Source organism: Vibrio sp. A2-1 (assembly GCF_021728355.1).
Classification (GTDB): domain Bacteria; phylum Pseudomonadota; class Gammaproteobacteria; order Enterobacterales; family Vibrionaceae; genus Vibrio; species Vibrio splendidus_K.
Genome location: NZ_JAKKCO010000001.1, coordinates 302631 through 325978 on the forward strand (window position 1 = coordinate 302631; position 23348 = coordinate 325978).

The window sequence follows — 23348 nt, forward strand, 5'->3', positions numbered from 1 at the left end:
GAGCACATCATGTGCTCCCTTCTGTTTAGTCTCGTTATCGGTTAACTATTTGGATCAATGTCCGGCAGCCCGTCTACGTCGTTGTGATGATGGTGCTCATCATCTTGGTTATGGTTGATGTTCACGTCATGGTGTTCAAGCGCGTCTGACATATCCAAGTGCGCTTGGTCATGTGTTGCTGCATCTGGTTGGTCGACTTGTGCAAGTACGATATCCATATCCGCAGGTTGATCGTGAACCGTTGTCGATGTCGCATCGGGTTTAATGCCCAATGCATCCAGATAAGCTGCTGCACCATGGTGGCTGGTTTTCTCATCTGGTTCTTGATGGGTCTGCTGGGTTAAATCTAGATTACTATCATCGCTTAGTGTGACCGTAAAGTCGGCTTGCGAAGTCATGTCTGGCTCGTCATGTTGAACAGGAGGCGGTGGTGGTGGTGCAGGGTGTGATGTATGGACGACAGGAGTGATTGTCATATCAACCACTTCAGTTCCAACTGTCAGCTTGCCACTATGCCCTGGCCCATGACTGAGTATTTGGATGTTTACATGGGCGACCACTTCATCTTGATTTGTCCCTTGCAATGCTACTTCAAATCTATCTTCATGTTGACCTATACCCGAAGCGCTACCATGAGGGCCCGTGTGAATTTGGGCTTGCTCTTGGTAATGTAAGTGGCCAGTTTGAGGGTCAATGGTTAATGTTCCATATTGCCCATGATGGCTGGTGACATATTGTCCATTAGGTAAATGGATTCGCCAACCGCTTTGTGCTGTTGGTACCGGAGTTAAAGATGGTAACAATGGTGGTACCCCAAGTGTGCCAGACACTTGGTGGCTTCCCGATGGCGGTCTGACAATGATCGGTTCAGGAATAGCGCTTGCAGCAAAACCTTGGCTACCTGCGGTATTACCGTGTTCGTCAGTCATTGTTGCTTGTACATTAGAACCCGGATGAACTTCAATTTGTATTCCATGCTGAAGAGTGTGAGCATCTAATACATGATCTTGTCCGTTAACGACAAGATGCTCACCGATTTTGGCGTCACCAGGAGGCGTAACGGTTGCTGTAATCGTGTTTGCCTGTCCTCGGGCGATTTCAGCTTTGCTGTATAAGTTGTCTGCCCCTGCGTTTTCAAAAGTGATAGTAGGAACGCTAACCTGTGTATCGACTTGGTAAGTAACATCTGCAGTAGCTTGAGTGCTATTGCCTGCGCTATCTGTTACCGCTATTGATGCCTCTATTTTTTGGTCAGCATCCGCTATTAACTCACTCCCAGAAACAGCAATAGAATAGTGGCCTTGAGCATCTACAACGCCAGTATGCTGTGTCCCATTTACATCTAAAGTCACAATGTCGCCTGCATTAAAATCGCCAGAAACGGATCCGGTGATGTCAATTGAGCTGTTGGATTCTTGAGCATTAATCACATTGTCGGCGGTAATCGGGTCTGTTTGAATACCGACGTGCACTTGTGTATCTATATGGACGGAAAGAAGCGAAGAGGTAGCTGGTAGCACTGACGAAGGAGCCAATGCTTTGGCGGATAGATTATGATCGCCCTCCGATAAGCTGCTTACTGCAACACTATATTGGCCAGAGGCATCAGATACCGAGTGTCCAACGGGTGTGGAACCATCGTAAATCGTGACTTTCGAGAATGGAATATCAGTGTGTCCGTTAATCGTTGGCGAAGTGTCGTTGGTAAGGTTGTCAGTTTGCGATGAACCTGAATCGCTTGTTGACGCGAGCTCCAGAGTAACGGTGTTCGTTGGCGCGACGTTAGTGCCTGAAGGCAAGGTTGGTTGAGTTGTAGTAATCAGCGGATTAACAGGCACCGTTGTTGAAATCGTTGGTTGTTGTCCGGAGACAACGGAAACATGACCATTGGTATCAAAAGTAATGAACTTCGATGATTCACCACCATGATTGTCAGCCACTTTCACTTCAAACACATCGGTTCCGTGATACGTGTGTGTAGCTGAGTTATAAGTCATCCCTGCAACCGAAGAGTTTGCCGTGTGCACATAGGCACCGGTATCCGGATCGACGGAGAGCGAACCAAATTGGCCTGTTGACCTGACGACAGAGAAAGTATGCATATCTTTAACGTCAACATCGTTTTCAGTGAGGGTTCCCGTTGTTGGGGTGGTTTGGGTAACGGATAGTATAGGGTCATCATTGGTACCAACGACGGTGATGACTATTTGGTGTTTATCTCCTCCGCGAGAAACCACTTCATATGTAACTTGATGTTTTTCGCCTTCAGCAAGCCTATTTAAATTGTTGTTCGGAACCGAGTAAGTCCAGTCGCCGGCTCGGCCAATACTTAAATCACCACCAAATTGGTCACTTACAGCATGTACATTTCGGTTGGCGACGAACTCACTTTCTCCTGCGTCAGGGTCGGAAACAATTAGTACTCCCGATACTGCTACAGTATGTTGTGAGTCTCCTTGAACGTGGACATCTTCTTTTACCGATCCGGTATCGTCTACTGAAAATACAGCTGCATCATTGACGGCGGCTAGTGTGGTACTTGCACCCGTGTGTGTCACTCCACCATGCCCATCGATGACATCGTAAGAGAAATGGACTTGTCCGTTATAGTTGGGTTCGGGATGGAAGTTAAATGTCCCATCTTTGTTATCAACAATGACGCCGTGATCAGCGACTAAGTTGGTTATGTTTAAGTGCCCTATGTCGTTGTGATCGATGTCTGTAGCATTTGAAAGAAGATCAGACTTGTTTAGCTGAATATCGGTATCTTCTATTCCTGGGGCTAATTTAACAGCAGCAGATACCACTGGTGCATCATTGGTACCTTGAACTGTCACAGTGAGCAATTGGCTAGCGGTGCCATCTAGAGAATGGACGGTGTGGGTCTCGGTAAATGATTCACCGGCACCGAGTTTTTGTACTGGATCGATGGAGTTATCAATGGTGTAGCTCCATCCTCCATCAGCACTGATCTTGAACTGACCATGGTGTGCGGTATTGATTGTTTCGGCTTGCAGATAAGATTGGTCATGGTCAGGATCAACCACCCGTAAACGCCCGCCAGCATAGAGGTTCGTTGCACTCGCGGGAACAAAGTGTTCTTCAGTAACAGATTGATTAGCAGGCAATGAATTTGGCATCGAAACATGAATTTGTGCGTTGCTGTCTTCTCCGGTTACTTTAACCATCACTGTTAGGGTTTGCCCATCCGACGTTTTTATCTCGTATGGAAAGTCTTTCGATTCACCAGAATGCAAACTCGCGACAAGGTCATCCGCGTGACGGTTTAATGCGCCTTGTAATCTAAATTGGTATGAGCCATCTGGAAATACATCGAGAGTACCCGGAGCATAACCTTGTCCTAAGTAAGTTCCACTGAATACAAATTGAGTGTTAGATCCCGTGTCGGGATCAACGAGCTGAAGTGCACCTTTGTAGGTATGGTATTGACTATCAAGCGCTTGGGTTTCAGTGAGTTGAATGATGTTAGACACCAGGTTCGCTTTGTCATCTGCGCCGACCATTGTGATAGTAGAGACTGCAGGGGTTTGCCCTCCATGATTATCGTCAATCATGTAATGCACGGTAATGTCTGACTTTTGACCTGCGCTTAAATGTTGAAATGCTGAACTATGACTATCAATAATCAGTGTGTGGCCGTCTGATGCAATACCAACGCCAACAGGAAGTGGTCCAGTGTGTCCTTCAAACGTGGCTTGAATATGGCTGATAGTTAATGGGTCACCATCTATATCCGTGGCTGTACCAAGTAAGTTTACCGAGTGATGTGAATCTGTATCTTCCGTTACGCTGTCAGTGATAGGGGTGGCATCGGGGTTATCATTGACTGCGGTTAAGGTTGTTGTTGCACCAGTATGTGTGATACCACCATGTCCATCCTTCACATCATAAGTAAAATGCACTTGTCCGTTGTAGTCTTTCTCTGGCGTGTATGAAAAGCTGCCGTTAGGGTTAGTCGCAATAGAACCATGATCTGTATGGAGGTTTTCAATAGTTAGAATCCCAGCATCGTTGTTATCGACATCGACAGTATTTTGCAGCAATTGTGCGATGGTAATGGTCTGGCGGGTATCTTCTGTGCCCGCGTTAAGTTGCACTTCTGATGAACAATACGGGCGGTCATTACTGCCATGAATAGTGATAACAATGTTATGAGCTGTACCGTCCGCTGACTTGATTGTGATTGTATCGGTTAGGTTTTGCCCCTGACCGAGTTTATCTATTGCTCTACCCGTTGAATCTTGGCCAATTGAAGCGTAATAGTTCCAATCACCGTTTTCTTGCAATATGATCTGACCATAATGTCCGTGGTAAACACCATTTTGGGCGTGAGCTTCGCCACTATCGGCATCGTGGATATTAAGGTGGCCCTTGGTATGGATCTGATCATTCCATAATTTGCCAGTATTGTGATGCTGATGATCGGGCGATCGATCGTTCACCCTCGAACCCGACATACTGCCGTCTGGCGCCGTAAAAGTGTGTCCTTCATGCACATCACCAGTATCTGTTCCTGTAATTTTTGCAGCGTCGCTAACGGCATCTATGTGAAGAGTATTCGTCGCTTTTTGTGAGTTTACATGACCATCATTGACTGTGTACTTAAATTGAACATCACCATTGAAATCTTGCGCGGGGACGAATTGAAGTTTACTGATGTCTGCGGTGGCAATGCTCTGACCTGAAGAGATGTCATGCCCGTCAAGAACAAACTTACCTTGTGTCGCTGGTGGTAGGTCTGTAATCGAAATCGAGTGCAACGTGTCTTTGGTGTCTATATCGGTGAAACCAAACTGACTTGCTTGCATTTGGTAATGTGTGTCTTCTGTGCCGTTGCTGAGAACAACTTTATTCACCGCAGGAGCGTCGTTGGTTCCAGTTACATCAATATGCAGATCGTAAGCAGTCCCATCATAACTATGAACACGATACACCACCGTTTCAGTCTGTCCTTGAGCAAGGTGTTGTAGAGCTGCGTTGTCAACGCTATAACCCCAATTTCCGGCGCTGTCGATTCGCAACATGCCACCAAATAGATCGTGAATAGAGGTTTCACCAAACTGACTGTATTGGAATTTATTTTCACCGCTATCAGGGTCGATAACTTGAAGTTGCCCATATGCCAGCTCTGTAGTGATTCCGTTGTTGTGAGTGGCATGCGTGCCATCTTCAGTCACGCTTCCTGTTGTCACCTCAGTAATGGTGGCTTGATCTGGAGTACCAGTAATCGTTGTATTTGCACCAGTATGAGTGGTGCCACTATGTGCATCGACGACATCATAGGTAAAATGGATGTTACCGTTGTAATTATGGTTGGGAGTAAAGGTGAAAGTACCGTCGTGATTATCCCGAATTGAACCATGATCGGCATGAAGGTTAGCGACAGACAGCTTACCTGCATCGTTTGCATCAACATCTACGCTATTCGAAAGCAGTTCACGGGTTGTTATGGTTTGAACTGCCTCTTCTTTGCCTGAATTTAGTTGTACTTCGGATGAACAATACGGGCGATCATTGCTACCGTTTATGGTAATTACAATATCGTGCGTAGTGCCATCTATAGAATGGACAGTGATGGTGTCAGTTAACGTATCACCTTTACCAAGTTGGTCGATGGCGGTCCCTCTGGTGGTTGGTCGCCCACCAATATGACTGACACTGCCTGCATCGGCAACGTAATGCCAACTACCATCAGGGTTTAAAATTAAATCACCATAAGTACCATGGTAGTTATAGGCATTGGTGTGGGAAGCAAAACCTTGTTCGCCTTTATCTGCGTCAACAATGGTTAATTGTCCATCGGCATATAAAACACTATTTCCCAGTGTTGCCATTCCGGAGTGAGCAAAATCGGGTGACATATTATCACCCGCTGTTCTTTCAATGACAGAACCCGTATCCACACCTCCAATAATGGCGGAATCACCAGTACCAGTAATAATAATCGTCAGGTTTTCTGTTGAGCTGCTGTTGTGCTCATCAGTGATTGTGACTGGAATCGTAAGGGTTTGAGTTTGTTTATCTGCCAGATGTTGGTAGGTACTATTCGAAGGATCAAAGCTGTAGCTACCGTCTTTATTTAAGGTCAATCCATCTACAGGATTTGCTACTGAATAAGTTAACTGGGCACCATTATCGATATCTGTGCCGGCCATTTGACCTTGGAGTAATTGCCCATCTTCGGTAACCGAGTGCGATTGCGCAGCAATAGTTGGTTTATCGTTGGTGCCATTAATCGTGACTTTTATGGTCGAGGGTGTGCCATCAACGGACGACACAGTAAAGGTTTCTTCTACTTTGTCACCGACGTTCAACTGATTAAACGCGCTGTTGGCGGTGAACGTCCAGTGACCATTGGCGTCAATAGTTAAGTCGCCATTGGTGCCAGTAATGGAGTCTGGCGTGAACGTATTATCGGGGTTATCGAGATCGGTACTGGTTAGGGTACCTGAGGTGATTACTGCTTTGTCAGTCTCATCCACACTTACCGTTGCGGTACTGACCGTCGCTTTATCATTGGTGCCATTAATTGTCACTTTGATCGTTGACGGTGTGCCATCAATAGACGACACCGTAAAGGTTTCTTCGACCTTATCGCCGACGTTCAATTGATTAAACGCGCTGTTGGCGGTGAAAACCCAATGACCATTAACGTCAATGGTAAGGTTGCCGTTGGTACCTGAAATGGAGTCCGGCGTAAACGTATTGTCTGGGTTATCGACGTCGGTGCTGGTTAGCGTGCCTGACGTGGTTACCGCTTTGTCAGTTTCATCGATAGCTACGGTTGCGCTGCTAACAATAGCTTTATCGTTGGTTCCGTTGATCGTAACTTTGATCGTTGATGGTGTTCCATCGATGGAAGAGATAGTGAAAGTTTCTTCGACTTTGTCACCGACGTTGAATTGATTAAATGCGCTGTTGGCGGTGAACACCCAATGTCCATTAGCATCAATGTTTAGGTTGCCGTTAGTACCGGAAATAGAATCGGGCGTGAACGTGTTATCTGGATTATCGATATCGGTGCTGGTTAGCGTACCTGAAGCCGTTACCGCTTTGTCAGTCTCATCCACACTGACTGTTGCTGTACTGACCGTCGCTGCATCGTTAGTACCGTTAATCGTCACTCTGATCGTTGACGGTGTGCCATCAACAGACGACACAGTAAAGGTTTCTTCGACTTTGTCACCGACGTTCAATTGATTGAATGCGCTGTTGGCGGTGAAGGTCCATTGACCACTTGAATCAATGTTAAAGTCGCCGTTAGCACCAGACACTGTACTTGGTGTGAACGCATTACCAGTGTTATCGATATCGGTGCTGGTTAGCGTGCCTGAGGTAGTCACCGCAGTATCGGTTTCATCCACAGCAACAGTGGCAGTGCTAACCGTGGCAGCATCATTGGTGCCATTAATCGTGACTTTTATGGTCGAGGGTGTGCCATCAACAGACGACACAGTAAAGGTTTCTTCTACTTTGTCACCGACGTTCAACTGATTAAACGCGCTGTTGGCGGTGAAGCTCCAGTGACCATTGGCATCAATAGTCAGGTCACCGTTGGTGCCAGTAATCGAATCCGGTGTGAATGCATTATCTGGATTATCGACGTCGATATTGGTTAGGGTGCCTGAGGTTGTTACCGCTTTGTCAGTTTCATCAATCGAGACGGTTGCACTGCTAACGGTCGCTTGATCGTTGGTTCCGTTGATCGTCACTTTGATGGTTGAGGGGGTGCCATCAACAGACGACACCGTGAAGGTTTCTTCGACTTTATCGCCGACATTCAATTGGTTAAACGCGCTGTTGGCGGTGAATGTCCAATGACCATTGGCATCAATAGTTAGGTCGCCGTTAGACCCAACAATGGAGTCTGGCGTAAACGCATTATTTGGGTTATCAACATCGGTACTGGTCAATGTTCCTGATGTTGTTACCGCTGTATCGGTTTCATCAACTACGACTGTTGCGCTACTGACGGTGGCTTTATCATTGGTGCCATTAATCGTCACTTTGATAGTCGAGGGTGTGCCATCAACCGAAGTTACCGTGAAGGTTTCTTCGATCTTATCGCCAACGTTTAGTTGATTAAACGCGCTGTTGGCGGTGAAATTCCAGTGACCCGTGGCATCAATGGTGAGGTCACCGTTAGTGCCTGAAATTGAATCCGGCGTGAAGGTATTGTCTGGGTTATCTACATCGGTACTGGTGAGGGTTCCAGAAGTTGTTACAGCGCTGTTCGTTTCATCCACACTGACTGTTGCGGTACTGACTGTCGCTGCATCGTTAGTGCCGTTAATCGTCACCTTGATGGTGGACGGTGTTCCATCAACAGACGACACCGTGAAGGTTTCTTCGACTTTATCGCCGACGTTCAATTGGTTAAATACGCTGTTGGTGGTGAACGTCCAGTGACCATTGGCGTCAATAGTTAAGTCGCCATTGGAGCCAGTAATGGAATCTGGCGTGAACGTATTATCGGGGTTGTCTACATCGGTACTGGTAAGGGTACCTGATGTGATTACCGCTTTGTCGGTTTCATCGATAGCGACGGTCGCACTGCTAACCGCGGCCTTATCGTTGGTGCCATTAATCATAACTTTAATCGTCGATGGCGTTCCATCAACAGACGATACTGTGAATGTCTCTTCAACTTTATCGCCAACGTTCAGTTGATTAAATGCGCTGTTGGCGGTGAAGATCCATTGACCATGGGCGTCGATGTTTAGGTTGCCGTTCGTGCCAATGATGGAATCTGGCGTGAACGTATTGTCTGGGTTATCAACATCGGTACTGGTCAATGTTCCTGATGTTGTTACTGCTTTGTCGGTTTCATCGATGGCAACGGTCGCACTGCTGACAGTTGCGACGTCGTTAGTACCGTTAATCGTCACCTTGATGGTGGACGGTGTGCCATCTACAGACGACACCGTGAAGGTTTCTTCGACCTTGTCGCCGACGTTCAATTGATTAAACGCGCTGTTGGCGGTGAATGTCCAGTTGCCACTGGCATCGATGTTTAGGTTGCCGTTAGTGCCAGCAATTGAATCTGGCGTAAACGTATTATCTGGATTATCGACATCGGTGCTAGTTAGTGTGCCTGATGTGGTTACCGCTGTATCGGTTTCATCAACTACGACTGTTGCACTGCTAACGGTCGCTTTATCGTTGGTACCATTGATGGTGACTTTGATCGTTGATGGTGTGCCATCGATAGAATTTACGGTGAACGTTTCTTCGACTTTATCGCCGACGTTCAATTGGTTAAATACGCTGTTGGTGGTGAACGTCCAGTGACCATTGGCGTCAATAGTTAAGTCGCCATTGGAGCCAGTAATGGAATCTGGCGTGAACGTATTATCGGGGTTGTCTACATCGGTACTGGTAAGGGTACCTGATGTGATTACCGCTTTGTCGGTTTCATCGATAGCGACGGTCGCACTGCTAACCGCGGCCTTATCGTTGGTGCCATTAATCATAACTTTAATCGTCGATGGCGTTCCATCAACAGACGATACTGTGAATGTCTCTTCAACTTTATCGCCAACGTTCAGTTGATTAAATGCGCTGTTGGCGGTGAACGTCCAGTGACCATTAGCATCAATGTTTAGGTTGCCGTTGGCACCAATAATTGAATTCGGTGTGAACGCATTATCTGGGTTATCAACATCGGTACTGGTCAATGTTCCTGATGTTGTTACCGCTTTGTTGGTTTCATCAATAGCGACGCTAGCGCTACTTACTGTGGCGGCATCATTGGTTCCGTTGATCGTCACTTTGATGGTTGAGGGGGTGCCATCAACAGACGACACCGTGAAGGTTTCTTCGACCTTGTCGCCAACGTTCAATTGATTAAATTTGCTGTTGGCGGTGAACGTCCAATGACCATTAGCATCAATGTTTAGGTTGCCGTTGGCACCAATAATTGAATCTGGTGTGAACGCATTATCTGGATTATCCATGTCAGTACTGGTCAATGTTCCTGATGTCGTTACCGCTTTGTCAGTCTCATCCACACTGACAGTTGCGGTACTGACCGTTGCTTTGTCATTGGTACCATTAATCGTGATTTTGATCGTCGAGGGTGTGCCATCAACGGAAGAGATAGTGAAGGTTTCTTCGACCTTATCGCCGACGTTCAATTGATTAAACGCGTTGTTGGCGGTGAACACCCAATGACCATTAACGTCAATGGTAAGGTTGCCGTTGGTACCTGAAATGGAGTCCGGTGTAAACGTATTGTCTGGGTTATCAACATCGGTGCTGGTTAGCGTACCTGAGGTAGTTACCGCTGTATCAGTTTCATCAACTGCCACATTTGCGCTGCTAACGGTCGCTTTATCGTTGGTGCCGTTAATCGTGATTTTGATGGTTGATGGTGTGCCATCCACAGACGACACAGTAAAGGTTTCTTCAACCTTATCGCCCACATTCAACTGATTAAAAGCGCTGTTGGCAGTGAACGTCCATTGACCATGGGTGTCGATGTTTAGGTTACCGTTAGTGCCTGAAATGGAATCCGGTGTGAACGTATTGTCTGGGTTGTCGACGTCGGTGCTGGTTATTGTGCCTGAGGTGGTTATCGCTTTGTCGGTTTCACTCACACTGACTGTTGCTGTACTGACCGTGGCTTTATCATTGGTACCATTAATCGTGACCTTGATGGTCGAGGATGTGCCATCAATAGACGAGACAGTGAAGGTTTCTTCGACTTTATCGCCGACATTCAATTGATTAAACGCGCTGTTGGCGGTGAAGCTCCAGTGACCATTGGCATCAATAGTTAGGTCACCGTTGGTTCCAGTAATCGAATCCGGCGTAAACGCATTATCTGGATTATCAACATCGGTGCTGGTTAGGGTTCCTGAGGTAGTTACTGCTTTGTCGGTTTCATCGATAGCAACAGTTGCGCTACGGACGGTGGCTTTATCATTGGTGCCATTAATCGTCACTTTGATGGTGGACGGTGTGCCATCTACAGACGACACCGTAAAGGTTTCTTCGACTTTATCGCCGACATTCAACTGATTAAATGCGCTGTGGGCGATGAATACCCAATGGCCATTAGCGTCAATAGTTAGGTCGCCGTTAGAGCCAACAATGGAGTCTGGCGTAAATGCATTATCTGGATTATCGACGTCGATACTGGTTAGGGTGCCTGAGGTGGTTATCGCTTTGTCAGTTTCATCCACACTGACCGTTGTGGTACTGATCGTTGTCTTATCATTGGTACCATTAATCGTGACCTTGATGGTCGAGGATGTGCCATCAATAGACGAGACAGTGAAAGTTTCTTCAACTTTATCGCCTACATTCAATTGATTAAATGCGCTATGGGCGATGAATACCCAGTGGCCATTAGCATCAATGTTTAGGTTGCCGTTGGCACCAATAATTGAATTCGGTGTGAACGCATTATCTGGGTTATCTACGTCGGTGCTGATCAACGTACCTGATGTGGTTACCGCTTTGTCAGTCTCATCGACGGCGACTGTCGCACTGCTGACAGTAGCGGCGTCGTTAGTCCCGTTAATCGTCACCTTGATGGTGGACGGTGTGCCATCAACAGAATTTACGGTAAAGGTTTCTTCGACTTTATCCCCGACGTTTAACTGATTGAAGGCGCTGTTGGCGGTGAACGTCCAGTGGCCATTAGCATCGATGGTTAAGTTGCCATTGGTACCTGTTATGGCATCTGGCGTGAACGTGTTATCGGGATTATCGATATCGGTATTGGTTAATGTGCCTGAAGTGGAGATGGCAGTATTGGTTTCATCCACAGCGACAGTGGCTGTGCTGACGGTCGCCGCATCGTTGGTACCATTAATGGTGACCTTAATTGTCGATGGGGTATCATCGATAGACGTGACGGTGAAGGTTTCTTCGACCTTATCGCCGACGTTTAACTGATTAAAGGCGCTGTTGGCGGTGAACGTCCAATGGCCATTCGCATCTATGGTTAAGTTGCCATTGGTACCTGTTATGGCATCTGGCGTAAAGGTGTTGTCTGGGTTGTCGACATCGGTGCTAGTTAATGTGCCTGACGTGGAGATGGCAGTATTGGTTTCATCCACAGCGACAGTGGCAGTGCTGACGGTCGCCGCATCGTTGGTACCATTAATGGTGACCTTAATTGTCGATGGGGTACCATCGATAGACGTGACGGTGAAGGTTTCTTCAACCTTATCGCCGACATTCAACTGATTAAAGGCATTGTTGGCGGTGAAGGTCCAGTGGCCATTGGCATCAATGGTTAAGTCGCCATTGGTACCAATAATTGAATCCGGTGTGAACGCATTATCTGGGTTATCTACGTCGGTGCTGATCAACGTACCTGATGTGGTTACCGCTTTGTCAGTCTCATCGATAGCGACGGTCGCACTGCTAACCATGGCTTTATCGTTGGTGCCGTTAATCGTGATTTTGATGGTTGATGGTGTGCCATCCACAGATGACACCGTGAAGGTTTCTTCGACCTTATCACCGACGTTCAATTGATTAAACGCACTATTCGCAGTGAACGCCCAATGACCATTAGCATCAATAGTCAGGTCACCGTTGGTGCCTGAAATAGAATCCGGTGTAAACGTATTATCTGGATTATCAACGTCGATACTGGTTAGCGTTCCTGAAGCTGTTACCGCTTTGTTAGTCTCATCGATGACGACAGTTGCACTGCTGACAGTAGCTTTATCGTTGGTTCCGTTGATCGTCACTTTGATTGTTGATGGGGTACCATCGATAGACGTGACGGTGAAGGTTTCTTCGACCTTATCGCTGACATTCAACTGATTAAAGGCGCTGCTGGCAGTGAACGTCCAGTGGCCATGAGCATCAATGGTTAAGTCACCGTTGCTACCCGTAAGGGAATCTGGCGTGAACGTGTTATCTGGATTATCGACATCAGTGCTGGTTAACGTGCCTGACGTCGAGATAGCCGCATCGGTTTCATCTACCGCAACGGTGGCCGTGCTGACTGTCGCTGCATCATTGGTACCATTAATGGTGACCTTAATTGTCGATGGGGTACCATCGATAGACGTGACGGTGAAGGTTTCTTCAACCTTGTCGCCGACATTCAATTGATTAAACGCGCTGTTGGCGGTAAACGTCCAATGGCCATGAGCATCAATCGTTAAGTCACCATTGGTGCCAGTAAGTGAAGCCGCAGTAAACGCATTATCCGGGGTGTCGACATCGGTGCTGGTTAACGTGCCTGACGTCGAGATAGCCGTATCGGTTTCATCCAACGCAACAGTGGCCGTGCTGACGGTCGCCGCATCGTTGGTACCATTAATGGTGACCTTAATTGTCGATGGGGTACCATCGATAGACGTGACGGTGAAGGTTTCTTCAACCTTGTCGCCGACATTCAATTGATTAAACGCGCTGTTGGCAGTGAACGTCCAATGGCCATTGGCATCAATGGTGAGATCACCATTAGCTCCAACAATGGAGTCTGGCTTGAACGCATTATCTGGATTATCCACGTCAGTACTGGTTAGGGTGCCTGATGTGGTTACCGCTTTGTCAGTTTCATCTACACTGACTGTTGCTGTACTGACCGTCGCTTTGTCGTTGGTGCCATTAATCGTCACTTTGATGGTCGACGGTGTGCCATCAACAGAATTTACGGTAAAGTTTTCCTCAACCTTATCGCCAACGTTCAATTGATTAAACGCACTGTTCGCGGTGAACACCCAATGGCCATTAGCGTCAATAGTTAGGTCGCCGTTAGAGCCAACAATGGAGTCTGGCGTAAATGCATTATCTGGATTATCGACGTCGATACTGGTTAGGGTGCCTGAGGTTGTTATAGCGCTGTCCGTTTCATCCACACTGACCGTTGTGGTACTGATCGTTGCCTTATCATTGGTACCATTAATCGTGACCTTGATGGTCGACGGTGTGCCATCGATGGAAGAGACATTGAAGGTTTCAGTGACTTTGTCACCGACGTTTAATTGATTAAACGCACTGCTCGCGGTGAAAACCCAATGCCCATTAGCGTCAATAGTGAGATCACCGTTAGTGCCAGCAATTGAATCCGGTGTGAACGCATTATCTGGGTTATCTACGTCGGTGCTGGTTAGTGTTCCTGATGTTGTTACTGCTTTGTCGGTTTCATCGATGGCAACGGTCGCACTGCTAACAGTCGCTTTGTCATTAGTGCCATTTACTGTGATAGTCACTTGATGCGGCGTGCCGTCAGCGGAATGAACGGTGATGGTGTCGGTAGCGGTTGCTCCTTTGCCCAATGATTGAACGTTAGGATTTGTATTATCAAGATCGTACGTCCAAGAACCAGTATCGGTCAGATGAAGCGTACCAAACGAGCCTACGATATCGGTGTTGGAGAAGTGTGCCTCGCCAGTATCCACATCCGTTACCGCAAGTGTGCCCGAGGTCTGAAGTTGGGACTCTTCGGTTACCACGCCGGTACTAGTTCCGCTTATCACGGCTTTATCATTGGTGCCGTTAACGGTAATAGTGATTTGATGAGGAGTGCCGTCAGCGGAGTGGGTGGTGATGATGTCTGTTGTCGCAGACCCTTTACCAAGAGCCTGAACTTGTGGATTTTTATTATCTAGATCGTAGGTCCAATCACCATTGTCTTTAAGGTGTAAAGTACCCAGTGTCCCCTTGAGGTCGGAATTAGAAAAATGCGCCTCTTTTGAGTCGATATCGGTGATGTTGAGTTGGCCCGAAACCGTTAGGTCTTTATCTTCAGTAACTTGGCTTGAGCCATTACTTTTCCTGATAGCGAAAAACGAACTTGGTGAATTTGCTGTACTACTCGTGATTACCGCATGGTCGTTGGTGCCATTAATCGTAACCGTAACTTGATGTGCTGTGCCATCGGCAGAGTGAACAGTGACGATGTCTGTCGCAGTTGATCCTTGGCCAAGCCCTTGAACTACAGGGTTATTGTTATCTAAATTGTATGTCCATGCACCGTCTTTGGTGATGCTTAGCGTACCGAAATTACTAGTCACTTGTGAGGCTTGAAAGTGGTCCTCTCCAAGATCTGAGTCCGTTACCGAAAGCTGTCCTTGGATTTGTGTCGTTAAATCTTCAGTTACCGTGCCAGCATCTACACCTGTGATAACGGCGTTGTCGTCGTTCCCACCAATCGTCATGTCGATGGTTTGCGGTGTGCCGTCTTTGGTGTGAATAGTGAAGCTTTCGTGCAATGAAGTGGCTGCGGTTAACGCTTGAACATTCGAAAGAGAGTTGTCAACTTGATACTGCCAGTGTCCATCAGCATCGATAGTTAATGAACCATATTTTCCTGAGATAACTTCCGGCGTAACCGAACTTTCATTTTGGTCAGGGTCTATGACATCGATTTTGCCGTTCGCATGTAACAAGCCTTGTGAATCAATATTGTGATCTTCTGTTACGACACCTGTTAGGTCTCCAGAAATACTTGGCGTGTCTTGCTTACCTGTTACTGGTATCTGAACAATGATGCTCGAGCCATTAGATAGATGTAACGCAAAATGGTCAGTACCTGGTTGGTGCTGATTTAACTGGATGTATTCAGGAGAATTTGGATTCAATATGAATGTGTATTGACCATTTGCATCAACATGAAGCTCTCCGTACGTACCTTTTATGACTTCTGGCATGAAGGTGACGGGTAAAGCGGGCGTCGTAGGCGCATTCGAATGAGTCGGCTGACCGTTACTTCCTGAGGAGATAGTCGGCATCGATACCGAAGGAATGTAATGGACTTGCGGGTGAGAAAGCGTCGACAAATGATGAGAAGGAACCAAGTGAGAGCTCGAACCATGGGGGGCATGACTTGCACTTAAGCTCGAGTTTACATCGCTGTCACTTGTCTGAGCTTCTTGATGAGCAACCGCAGATGAGTCCGCCTTGCTATGGTCATCGGTGACATCTTTTTCGGTCACGTTATTTGCGGTTACTTGATCTGCAGCGTCGCTGGAATTGTCTATACTTTCGGCAGCAGCGTGTTTAGCCAATGATGGCAAAATCATCATGAGTGACTGAAAAAGTGGGATATTCACTTTTAGATGTGAATGCAGTCTGCGCTTCTTTCTTTGTGTTGGTTTCTTTTGTTCTAGCTCGTTACTTTTTTTATTTTTGATTTCTGTATTTTTCTTGTCTGTTTCGACGTTTTTTTTGTTAGCCATTTTTATCATCCGTGAATCGTGGTTGCACTATTTTAAGTAAAATACACAGATAGAGGTTTCGCTAGCTAATTGGATAATTTTTAAAGAAAAAACTGCAAAGTCGAAGAATTATCTCATTTTGATGAAAGAGAGGATGAATACTTTTTCGACGGTCAGATAAATATCGGCACAATGGCATTGACCTTACCCTAAGGGTAACGTTTATAGTTGCGGTGTAAATTCAAAGGTAAACTATGACAAACACATTCCGAAAAACTTGGATTATTGTTTTCAGCATCATTGCGATGTTGATGTCTAGCTATGCCTCAAGCTCCTCAGCCTTGATGACTGAAGTAATAATGATGGAAATGGGGTCGAGCAAATCGGCTTGTTACCACAGCGATACTTCGGTTAATGATTCAATGGCAGGGTGTCATGTGATGAGTGAAAAAGTACACGCTGAAGACTCTAACATGAGTGCCCATGCTTTGATGGCTCAATGCGACATGTCTTCAATGAGCGAAGACGGCAGTTCGATGATGGGTAACCATTGTTCGAGTGCCGATTGCTGTGCCTCAATGTGTTCTGCAAGTCCCTATCCAATTCAGGCTGTTGAAGCCGTTGATCAACTTTCCTTTTCATTAGCTCGTTTTCAGCCGGTCACTATTGGCCAGAAAGTCGCACGCGCTCAATCTTTGCTACGCCCACCTGCCGCATAAATCTATATCTAAAAACATAGCGATATCAGATTCATAAATCTGATGCGCCAATCTTTTATACGCGTTATTTAACGCTAGATATGGACATTCATTGTGAATATAAAACCAACAAACTCCGTGTTTGAAATAAACGCGAGTGTCGTGGTTGCTGCTGCCTTAATTTCAAGCTCTGCTTTTATTTCAGGTAGTGCTTTGGCTGCGGCTCCTGTTTCTACACAAGTTGATCAGCAAAGCTCGTCACAGCAACTCAATACACTGATTGAGATAGCCTTAAGCCAAGACGGTAACCGCAAGCAGTACTTTGCTCAGTCACAAGCGATGCGAGAAACCGGTATTGCCAGCGCAACCTTGATGGATCCGAAACTAAAAGTCGGATTTGGTGGTCTGCCAGTCGATAGCTTCCAATTTGATGAAGACCCAATGACCAATATCTCTGTTGGTCTGATGCAGCAATTTGAACGTGGCGATACGCTGGATCTACAGCAGAAAAAAGCGGAGCAGCAAGCGGATGGTTTGGCTCTTCAAGTGCAGGGTCGCGAACTGACCGTCGCAAACAGCATGACGCAGCTTTGGCTTGAATTGGGTTACCAACAAGTTGCGGAAAGCATCATAAATGAGAAACGACGCTTATTGGTTGAGCTAGAAAACTATGTGCAGACCAACTACTCGATTGGTAAAAGCGAAGCCCAAGACTTACTCAATGCTCAACTTCAAGTCAGCAAGCTTGATGAGAAACTGCAAGCCAACCAACAAGTTCAACGCCGTTTAATCTCTCAACTGTCTGAGTGGCTGGGTTCTGATTGGCTAGGCTCTCAGGTTCTTGATTCTCAGGGCACACTGAATGCAACTAACCAAATCGATTGGTCGTTATTGGAGAGCAAGCTGGCGACTAACCGCGATTCAACCAAGCATTATCAACTATTGATGGAGCATCCGCTCGTTAAGATCACAGATGCGACTATCTCATCCAATCAAACTCAAGTTGAGTTAGCCGAGCAAGCGTATACACCTCAGTTTGGTGTCGAAGTAATGTATGCCCATCGACAAGCGAACAACATGGCGGGCGAACCGGCTTCTGATCTTGTCAGTGCTTATCTAACAGTCGATATCCCTCTGTTTACGGGAAACCGACAAGACAAGAATTTGTCTGCGGCTCAGTACCAAGTTGGCGCAGCTCAATCCCAAAAAGACACCTTACTTTCCCAAATGAACGCGCAAGTGAATGCATTATTGGTGGATAAGGCGAACCTCACCCAGCGTTTAGAACGCTACCAAAGCACTTTGCTTCCTCAAACTGCCGCTCGAATTAGTGCGGTCGAAAGAGGTTACCAAAACAACACCGCACAGTTTAACGATGTTATTGCAGCAACGACGGATGAACTAGCACTCCAGCTTGAACAACAACGCCTAATCACTGATCTCAACATCGTAAATAGCAAACTGGCCTCACTGGTCAGTGGTTTTGACTACCAAGTTAAGCAACCGCAACTCAATCCCACCGTAACTCAAAACAACAGCCAATCAGTAAAGGAATAGACAATGAATACAGTAAAAGTAGCAACAATCGCTTTATTGGTCGGTGGTGCATTGGGTTTTGGAGTGAATCACTTTGTCGTTGGGTCAGCACATAACATGTCAGAAATGGCAACGAGTACAGACGCCGAAGTAAGTAAACAAACCAAGGATGAGCCTCTGTACTGGGTGGCTCCGATGGACCCCAATTATCAGCGTGATAAGCCGGGTCAGTCGCCTATGGGGATGGATTTAATTCCTGTTTATGCGGATGACTCAAGTGCGGGAGCAGACAAGGCGGGAACTGTGTTTATCGACCCGTCGGTAGAAAATAATCTTGGTGTCAAAACAGCAACAGTTAACTTTGAAGCGTTGTCTCCTCGGATTGAAACCGTGGGTTATGTGGCGTTTGATGAAAGTACATTGTGGCAAACCAACGTAAGAGCAGCTGGCTGGGTTGAGAAGCTTTATATCAATGCTGTCGGTGAGAAGGTGAATAAGGGCGATGTGTTGTTCACTCTTTACTCTCCAGAGCTGGTTAAGGCACAAGAAGAGTTACTTAGTGCATACAAAACGGGTCGCAAAGGGTTGGTCAAGGGCTCCACTGAACGCTTGATCACCTTGGGTGTCGATAAAGCTCAGATTCGTTCGATCACTCGCCGAGGTAAAGCCTCGCAAACCATAAAAATTAAAGCACCTGCAGATGGCGTTATCGCTAGCCTCAATATTCGTGAGGGTGGTTATCTTTCGCCTGCGCAAGCGGTAATCAGCGCAGGCCCTCTAGACGAGGTGTGGGTTGATGCCGAAGTGTTTGAGCGCCAAGCTCACTGGATCTCATCGGGCAGTAATGCAGAGATGACACTTGATGCGATTCCGGGCAAAGAGTGGCAGGGCAACGTTGATTATGTGTATCCAATTCTTGACCCGAAAACTCGAACTTTACGCGTTCGTTTGAAGTTCTCGAATCCTAATGGCGAGCTAAAACCGAACATGTTCGCCAATATTGCGTTGAAGCCAATCAGTGATGAATCTGTTCTTACTATCCCAAGATCGTCGGTGATTCATTCTGGTGGTATGACACGAGTAGTGTTGTCCGAAGGTGAGGGCAAATACCGTTCAGCACGCATTGAAGTCGGGCGTGAAGCTGACGAGAAAATCGAGGTGTTGCAAGGGCTTGAACAAGGTGAACATATCGTGACTTCTGCGCACTTTATGTTGGACTCTGAATCGAGCCAATCGGCTGATCTGTCACGTATCAATGGTGTTGAGGAAGAAGCTGAAACCGTATGGGCAAACGGTGAAATTTCCGATGTTATGAAAGGCAGTCGCATGGTGACGATTAACCATCAGCCTGTTCCTGAATGGGATTGGCCGGGCATGGTGATGAATTTCACCTTTGCGGAAGGCTTGGATATGAGTGACGTGCAACGTGGTAAGGCGATTGATTTTGAGATGAGAAAGACAGAGTCAGGGCAGTACGAGGTTGTTGATTACAAGGTCAACAAACACAAGATCGCTGGCGAAGTTTGGGTAACAGGTGACATCACTATGTTGATGGCAGATTTTGGCATGATCACCGTAAAACATCAGCCAGTCTCTGAGTGGAATTGGAAAGCGGGTGAAATGAATTTCCAAGCCAGTGATGACCTTGATTTATCTGAGTTTACCGAGGGTCAAACCATTCGGTTTCTAGTGGCGAAGCAAGGTTCTGATTATGTGCTCAAATCTCTCGAACCGACGAATAGCACGGGTGAGGGCGAACTATGATCAATGCAATCATTCGCTGGTCTATCAGTAACCGATTCTTAGTGCTGGTTGCCACTGTAGCCATCGTATTTGGCGGCTTATACAGCGTTAAAAATACGCCCGTCGATGCCATTCCTGATTTGTCAGATGTCCAGGTGATCATCAAAACCAGCTATCCGGGGCAAGCGCCTCAAGTAGTCGAAGATCAGGTGACCTATCCGCTCACAACGGCGATGTTAGCCGTACCGGGTGCAGAAACGGTTCGTGGCTATTCGTTCTTTGGTGATTCCTATGTATATATCATCTTCAACGACGATACCGATATGTACTGGGCGCGTTCACGAGTGTTGGAGTACTTAAGCCAAGTTGCACCTAACTTGCCATCGAGTGCCAAGCCAACACTAGGGCCAGATGCAACCGGTGTGGGCTGGGTTTACAGCTACGTGTTGCAAGATAAAACCGGTCAGCATGACTTAGCGGAACTTCGCAGCTTGCAAGATTGGTTCTTGAAGTATGAATTGCAAACCGTAGAAGGCGTGTCTGAAGTGGCGACCGTTGGCGGCATGGTGAAGCAGTACCAAGTACAGATTGATCCTGCCAAGTTACGTGCATATGACCTGACGCTTCAGCAAGTCAACAAGGCAATCCAAGATGGTAATCAAGAAACAGGAGCGTCTGTTGTTGAGATTGCCGAAGCCGAACACATGGTTCGTACGACCGGCTACCTGACAAGCATCGAAGACATTCAATCTCTGCCGTTAAAAGTGACCGACAAAGGTACTCCGCTGCTATTAGGTGACATTGCTGACATTAACCTTGGCCCGCAAATGCGTCGTGGTATCTCTGAACTCAATGGTGAGGGCGAAGCGGTTGGCGGCGTTATCGTGATGCGCTTTGGTGAAAATGCCAGTGAAGTGATCGACTCGGTTAAATCCAAACTCGCTGAACTGCAAGCGGGCTTACCTGATGGTGTCGAGATTGTCGCGACTTATGACCGTTCAACTTTGATTGATTCAGCCGTTGAAAACCTATGGAAGAAGCTGGCTGAAGAGTTCATCGTGGTTGCGATCGTGTGTGCGCTGTTTCTGTTCCATATCCGTTCGTCGTTGGTTATCGCTCTAAGTCTGCCTGTCGGTATCTTGGGTGCATTCATTGTGATGCATTGGCAGGGTATTAACGCCAATATCATGTCTCTTGGAGGGATTGCGATTGCGATTGGCGCCATGGTAGATGGTGCCATAGTAATGATCGAGAACGTTCATAAACACATTGAACGGACTCCGCTCACTGACAAAAACCGTTGGCAGGTAATTGGCAAAGCGGCAGAAGAAGTTGGTGCGCCACTGTTCTTCTCGCTCATCATCATTACCTTGAGTTTTGTGCCTGTGTTCGCGTTAGAAGGACAAGAAGGCAAGATGTTCTCGCCACTTGCGTTTACCAAGACGTATGCGATGGCCGCCGCAGCTGGTTTGGCTATCACGCTTGTGCCTGTGCTAATGGGTTACTTCATTCGCGGCAACGTGCTACCTGAACACAAAAACCCGGTGAACCGCAGCCTAGTGGCGATGTACAAGCCGCTTCTAAACCTCAGCCTAAAATATCCAAAGGTGATGATTGTTATCGCACTTGGCTTAATGGCGTCTGCCTATTACCCAACCAGCAAGCTTGGTAGTGAGTTCATTCCTCCTTTGGACGAAGGGGATTTGATGTACATGCCAACCACGTATCCGGGTATCTCAATAGGTAAGGCTCGTGAGTTGTTGCAACAAACCAACAAGCTCATCAAAACCATTCCAGAAGTCGAAACCACATGGGGCAAAATCGGACGCGCAGAAACGGCAACCGATCCTGCGCCACTGACCATGATTGAAACGGTTATTCAGCTTAAACCACGTGACGAATGGCGTGACGGTGTCACTACAGAGTCGCTGCGCAAAGAATTTGATGATCTGATTCAGTTCCCAGGTTTGACCAATGCGTGGGTGATGCCAATCAAAACCCGTATCGACATGTTAGCGACTGGTATTAAAACCCCCATTGGTATCAAAATCGCAGGCCCGGATCTGAGCGTGATTGAAGATATTGGTTCGCAACTTGAACCTATCTTGAATGGTGTCAGTGGTACGGCTTCTGTGTATGCCGAACGTGTGGCTGGTGGTCGTTATGTGACGATAGACATCAAACGTCGCTCGGCTGCGCGATATGGCTTGAGCATTAAAGAAGTGCAACAGGTTATCTCGACTGCGGTTGGTGGCATGAATGTGGGCGAAACCGTTGAGGGGCTAGAACGTTATCCAATCAATGTACGTTACCCACAAAGCTATCGTGATTCTGTCGTTAAGTTGCAGAACTTGCCATTGGTGACACCAAACGGAGCTCGTATTGCACTGTCTGATGTTGCGGATATTCGTTATGAAGATGGCCCACCGATGATCAAAACGGAGAACGCACGCCCTAACGGTTGGGTGTTCGTGGACATTGATGGGCGTGACTTAGGTTCTTACGTGGCTGAAGCGCAAAAAGTCGTTGCCGAACAAGTTGTATTACCGGCGGGTTACTCGCTCGCTTGGTCTGGTCAATACGAATACATGGAGCGTGCGAAGGAGCGTTTGAGTGTCGTTGTGCCAATTACCATCGCCATCATCATGTTGTTGCTCTACCTAAGCTTCCGCCGCGTCGGTGAAGTGATGATGATCATGGCAACACTTCCTTTGGCTATGGTGGGCGGACTGTGGTTGATGCATTACCTAAATTACAACTTCTCGATTGCCGTGGGTGTTGGCTTTATTGCACTTGCAGGCGTAGCGGTCGAGATAGGCGTGATCATGTTGGTTTATCTCAACCAAGCGTGGCACTACAAAAAGCTCGATGCAGAACAAAACCAACAAACGCTTCAACAAGCTGATCTAACCGATGCCATTAGAGAAGGCGCAGGACTGCGTGTGCGCCCTGTGATGATGACGGTACTTACGGTGATTATCGGCCTAATTCCAATCATGTATGGCGAGGGTACGGGCTCAGAAGTGATGCAACGAATTGCTGCACCAATGATAGGCGGTATGGCTTCTGCGCTGTTGCTCACCCTACTGGTGTTGCCTGCAATCTTTAAGCTCTGGAAACAGCGTGAGATTACGCACAGCCAAAGCGAGACAAACAAATAAAGTCTTGATTATTAGCCCTTACTTGCCAAAACAAGAGTAGGTAAGGGTGCACCACA

5 protein-coding genes are annotated in these 23348 nt (G+C 47.0%); 4 read left to right on the forward strand and 1 reads right to left on the reverse strand.

Annotation, left to right across the window (positions count from 1 at the left end; all coding sequences use genetic code 11):
* Positions 1-41: 41 nt before the first annotated feature.
* A complete protein-coding gene (locus L3V33_RS01315) occupies positions 42-16175 on the reverse strand; it encodes a VCBS domain-containing protein (RefSeq protein WP_237288791.1) in 16134 nt (5377 codons plus the stop codon).
* A gap of 233 nt (positions 16176-16408) precedes the next feature.
* Here L3V33_RS01315 and L3V33_RS01320 point away from each other — a divergent pair, with 233 nt between their 5' ends.
* The 4 genes from L3V33_RS01320 (at position 16409) to L3V33_RS01335 (ending at position 23292) form a co-directional block, all read left to right on the forward strand.
* The gene (locus L3V33_RS01320) at positions 16409-16873 is read left to right on the forward strand and encodes a hypothetical protein (protein WP_237288792.1); all 465 of its coding nucleotides are present in this window, start codon (positions 16409-16411) and stop codon (positions 16871-16873) included.
* Between the two features lie 99 nt (positions 16874-16972).
* Positions 16973-18409, forward strand: a complete 1437-nt coding sequence (locus L3V33_RS01325; RefSeq protein WP_237290154.1) for a TolC family protein — start codon at positions 16973-16975, stop codon at positions 18407-18409.
* A 3-nt stretch (positions 18410-18412) separates the two neighbouring features.
* Positions 18413-20152, forward strand: a complete 1740-nt coding sequence (locus tag L3V33_RS01330; protein WP_237288793.1) for an efflux RND transporter periplasmic adaptor subunit — start codon at positions 18413-18415, stop codon at positions 20150-20152.
* Complete coding sequence (locus tag L3V33_RS01335) at positions 20149-23292, forward strand: efflux RND transporter permease subunit (protein ID WP_237288794.1); 3144 nt, start codon at positions 20149-20151, stop codon at positions 23290-23292. Before L3V33_RS01330 ends, L3V33_RS01335 begins: the two co-directional genes overlap by 4 nt.
* The last annotated feature ends 56 nt before the right edge of the window (positions 23293-23348 follow it).

Coding starts and splice junctions, on each gene's coding strand:
- L3V33_RS01330 (WP_237288793.1), top strand. CDS start 18,413: ATGAATACAGTAAAAGTAGCAACAATCGCTTTATTGGTCGGTGGTGCA.
- L3V33_RS01320 (WP_237288792.1), top strand. CDS start 16,409: ATGACAAACACATTCCGAAAAACTTGGATTATTGTTTTCAGCATCATT.
- L3V33_RS01315 (WP_237288791.1), bottom strand. CDS start 16,175: ATGGCTAACAAAAAAAACGTCGAAACAGACAAGAAAAATACAGAAATC.
- L3V33_RS01335 (WP_237288794.1), top strand. CDS start 20,149: ATGATCAATGCAATCATTCGCTGGTCTATCAGTAACCGATTCTTAGTG.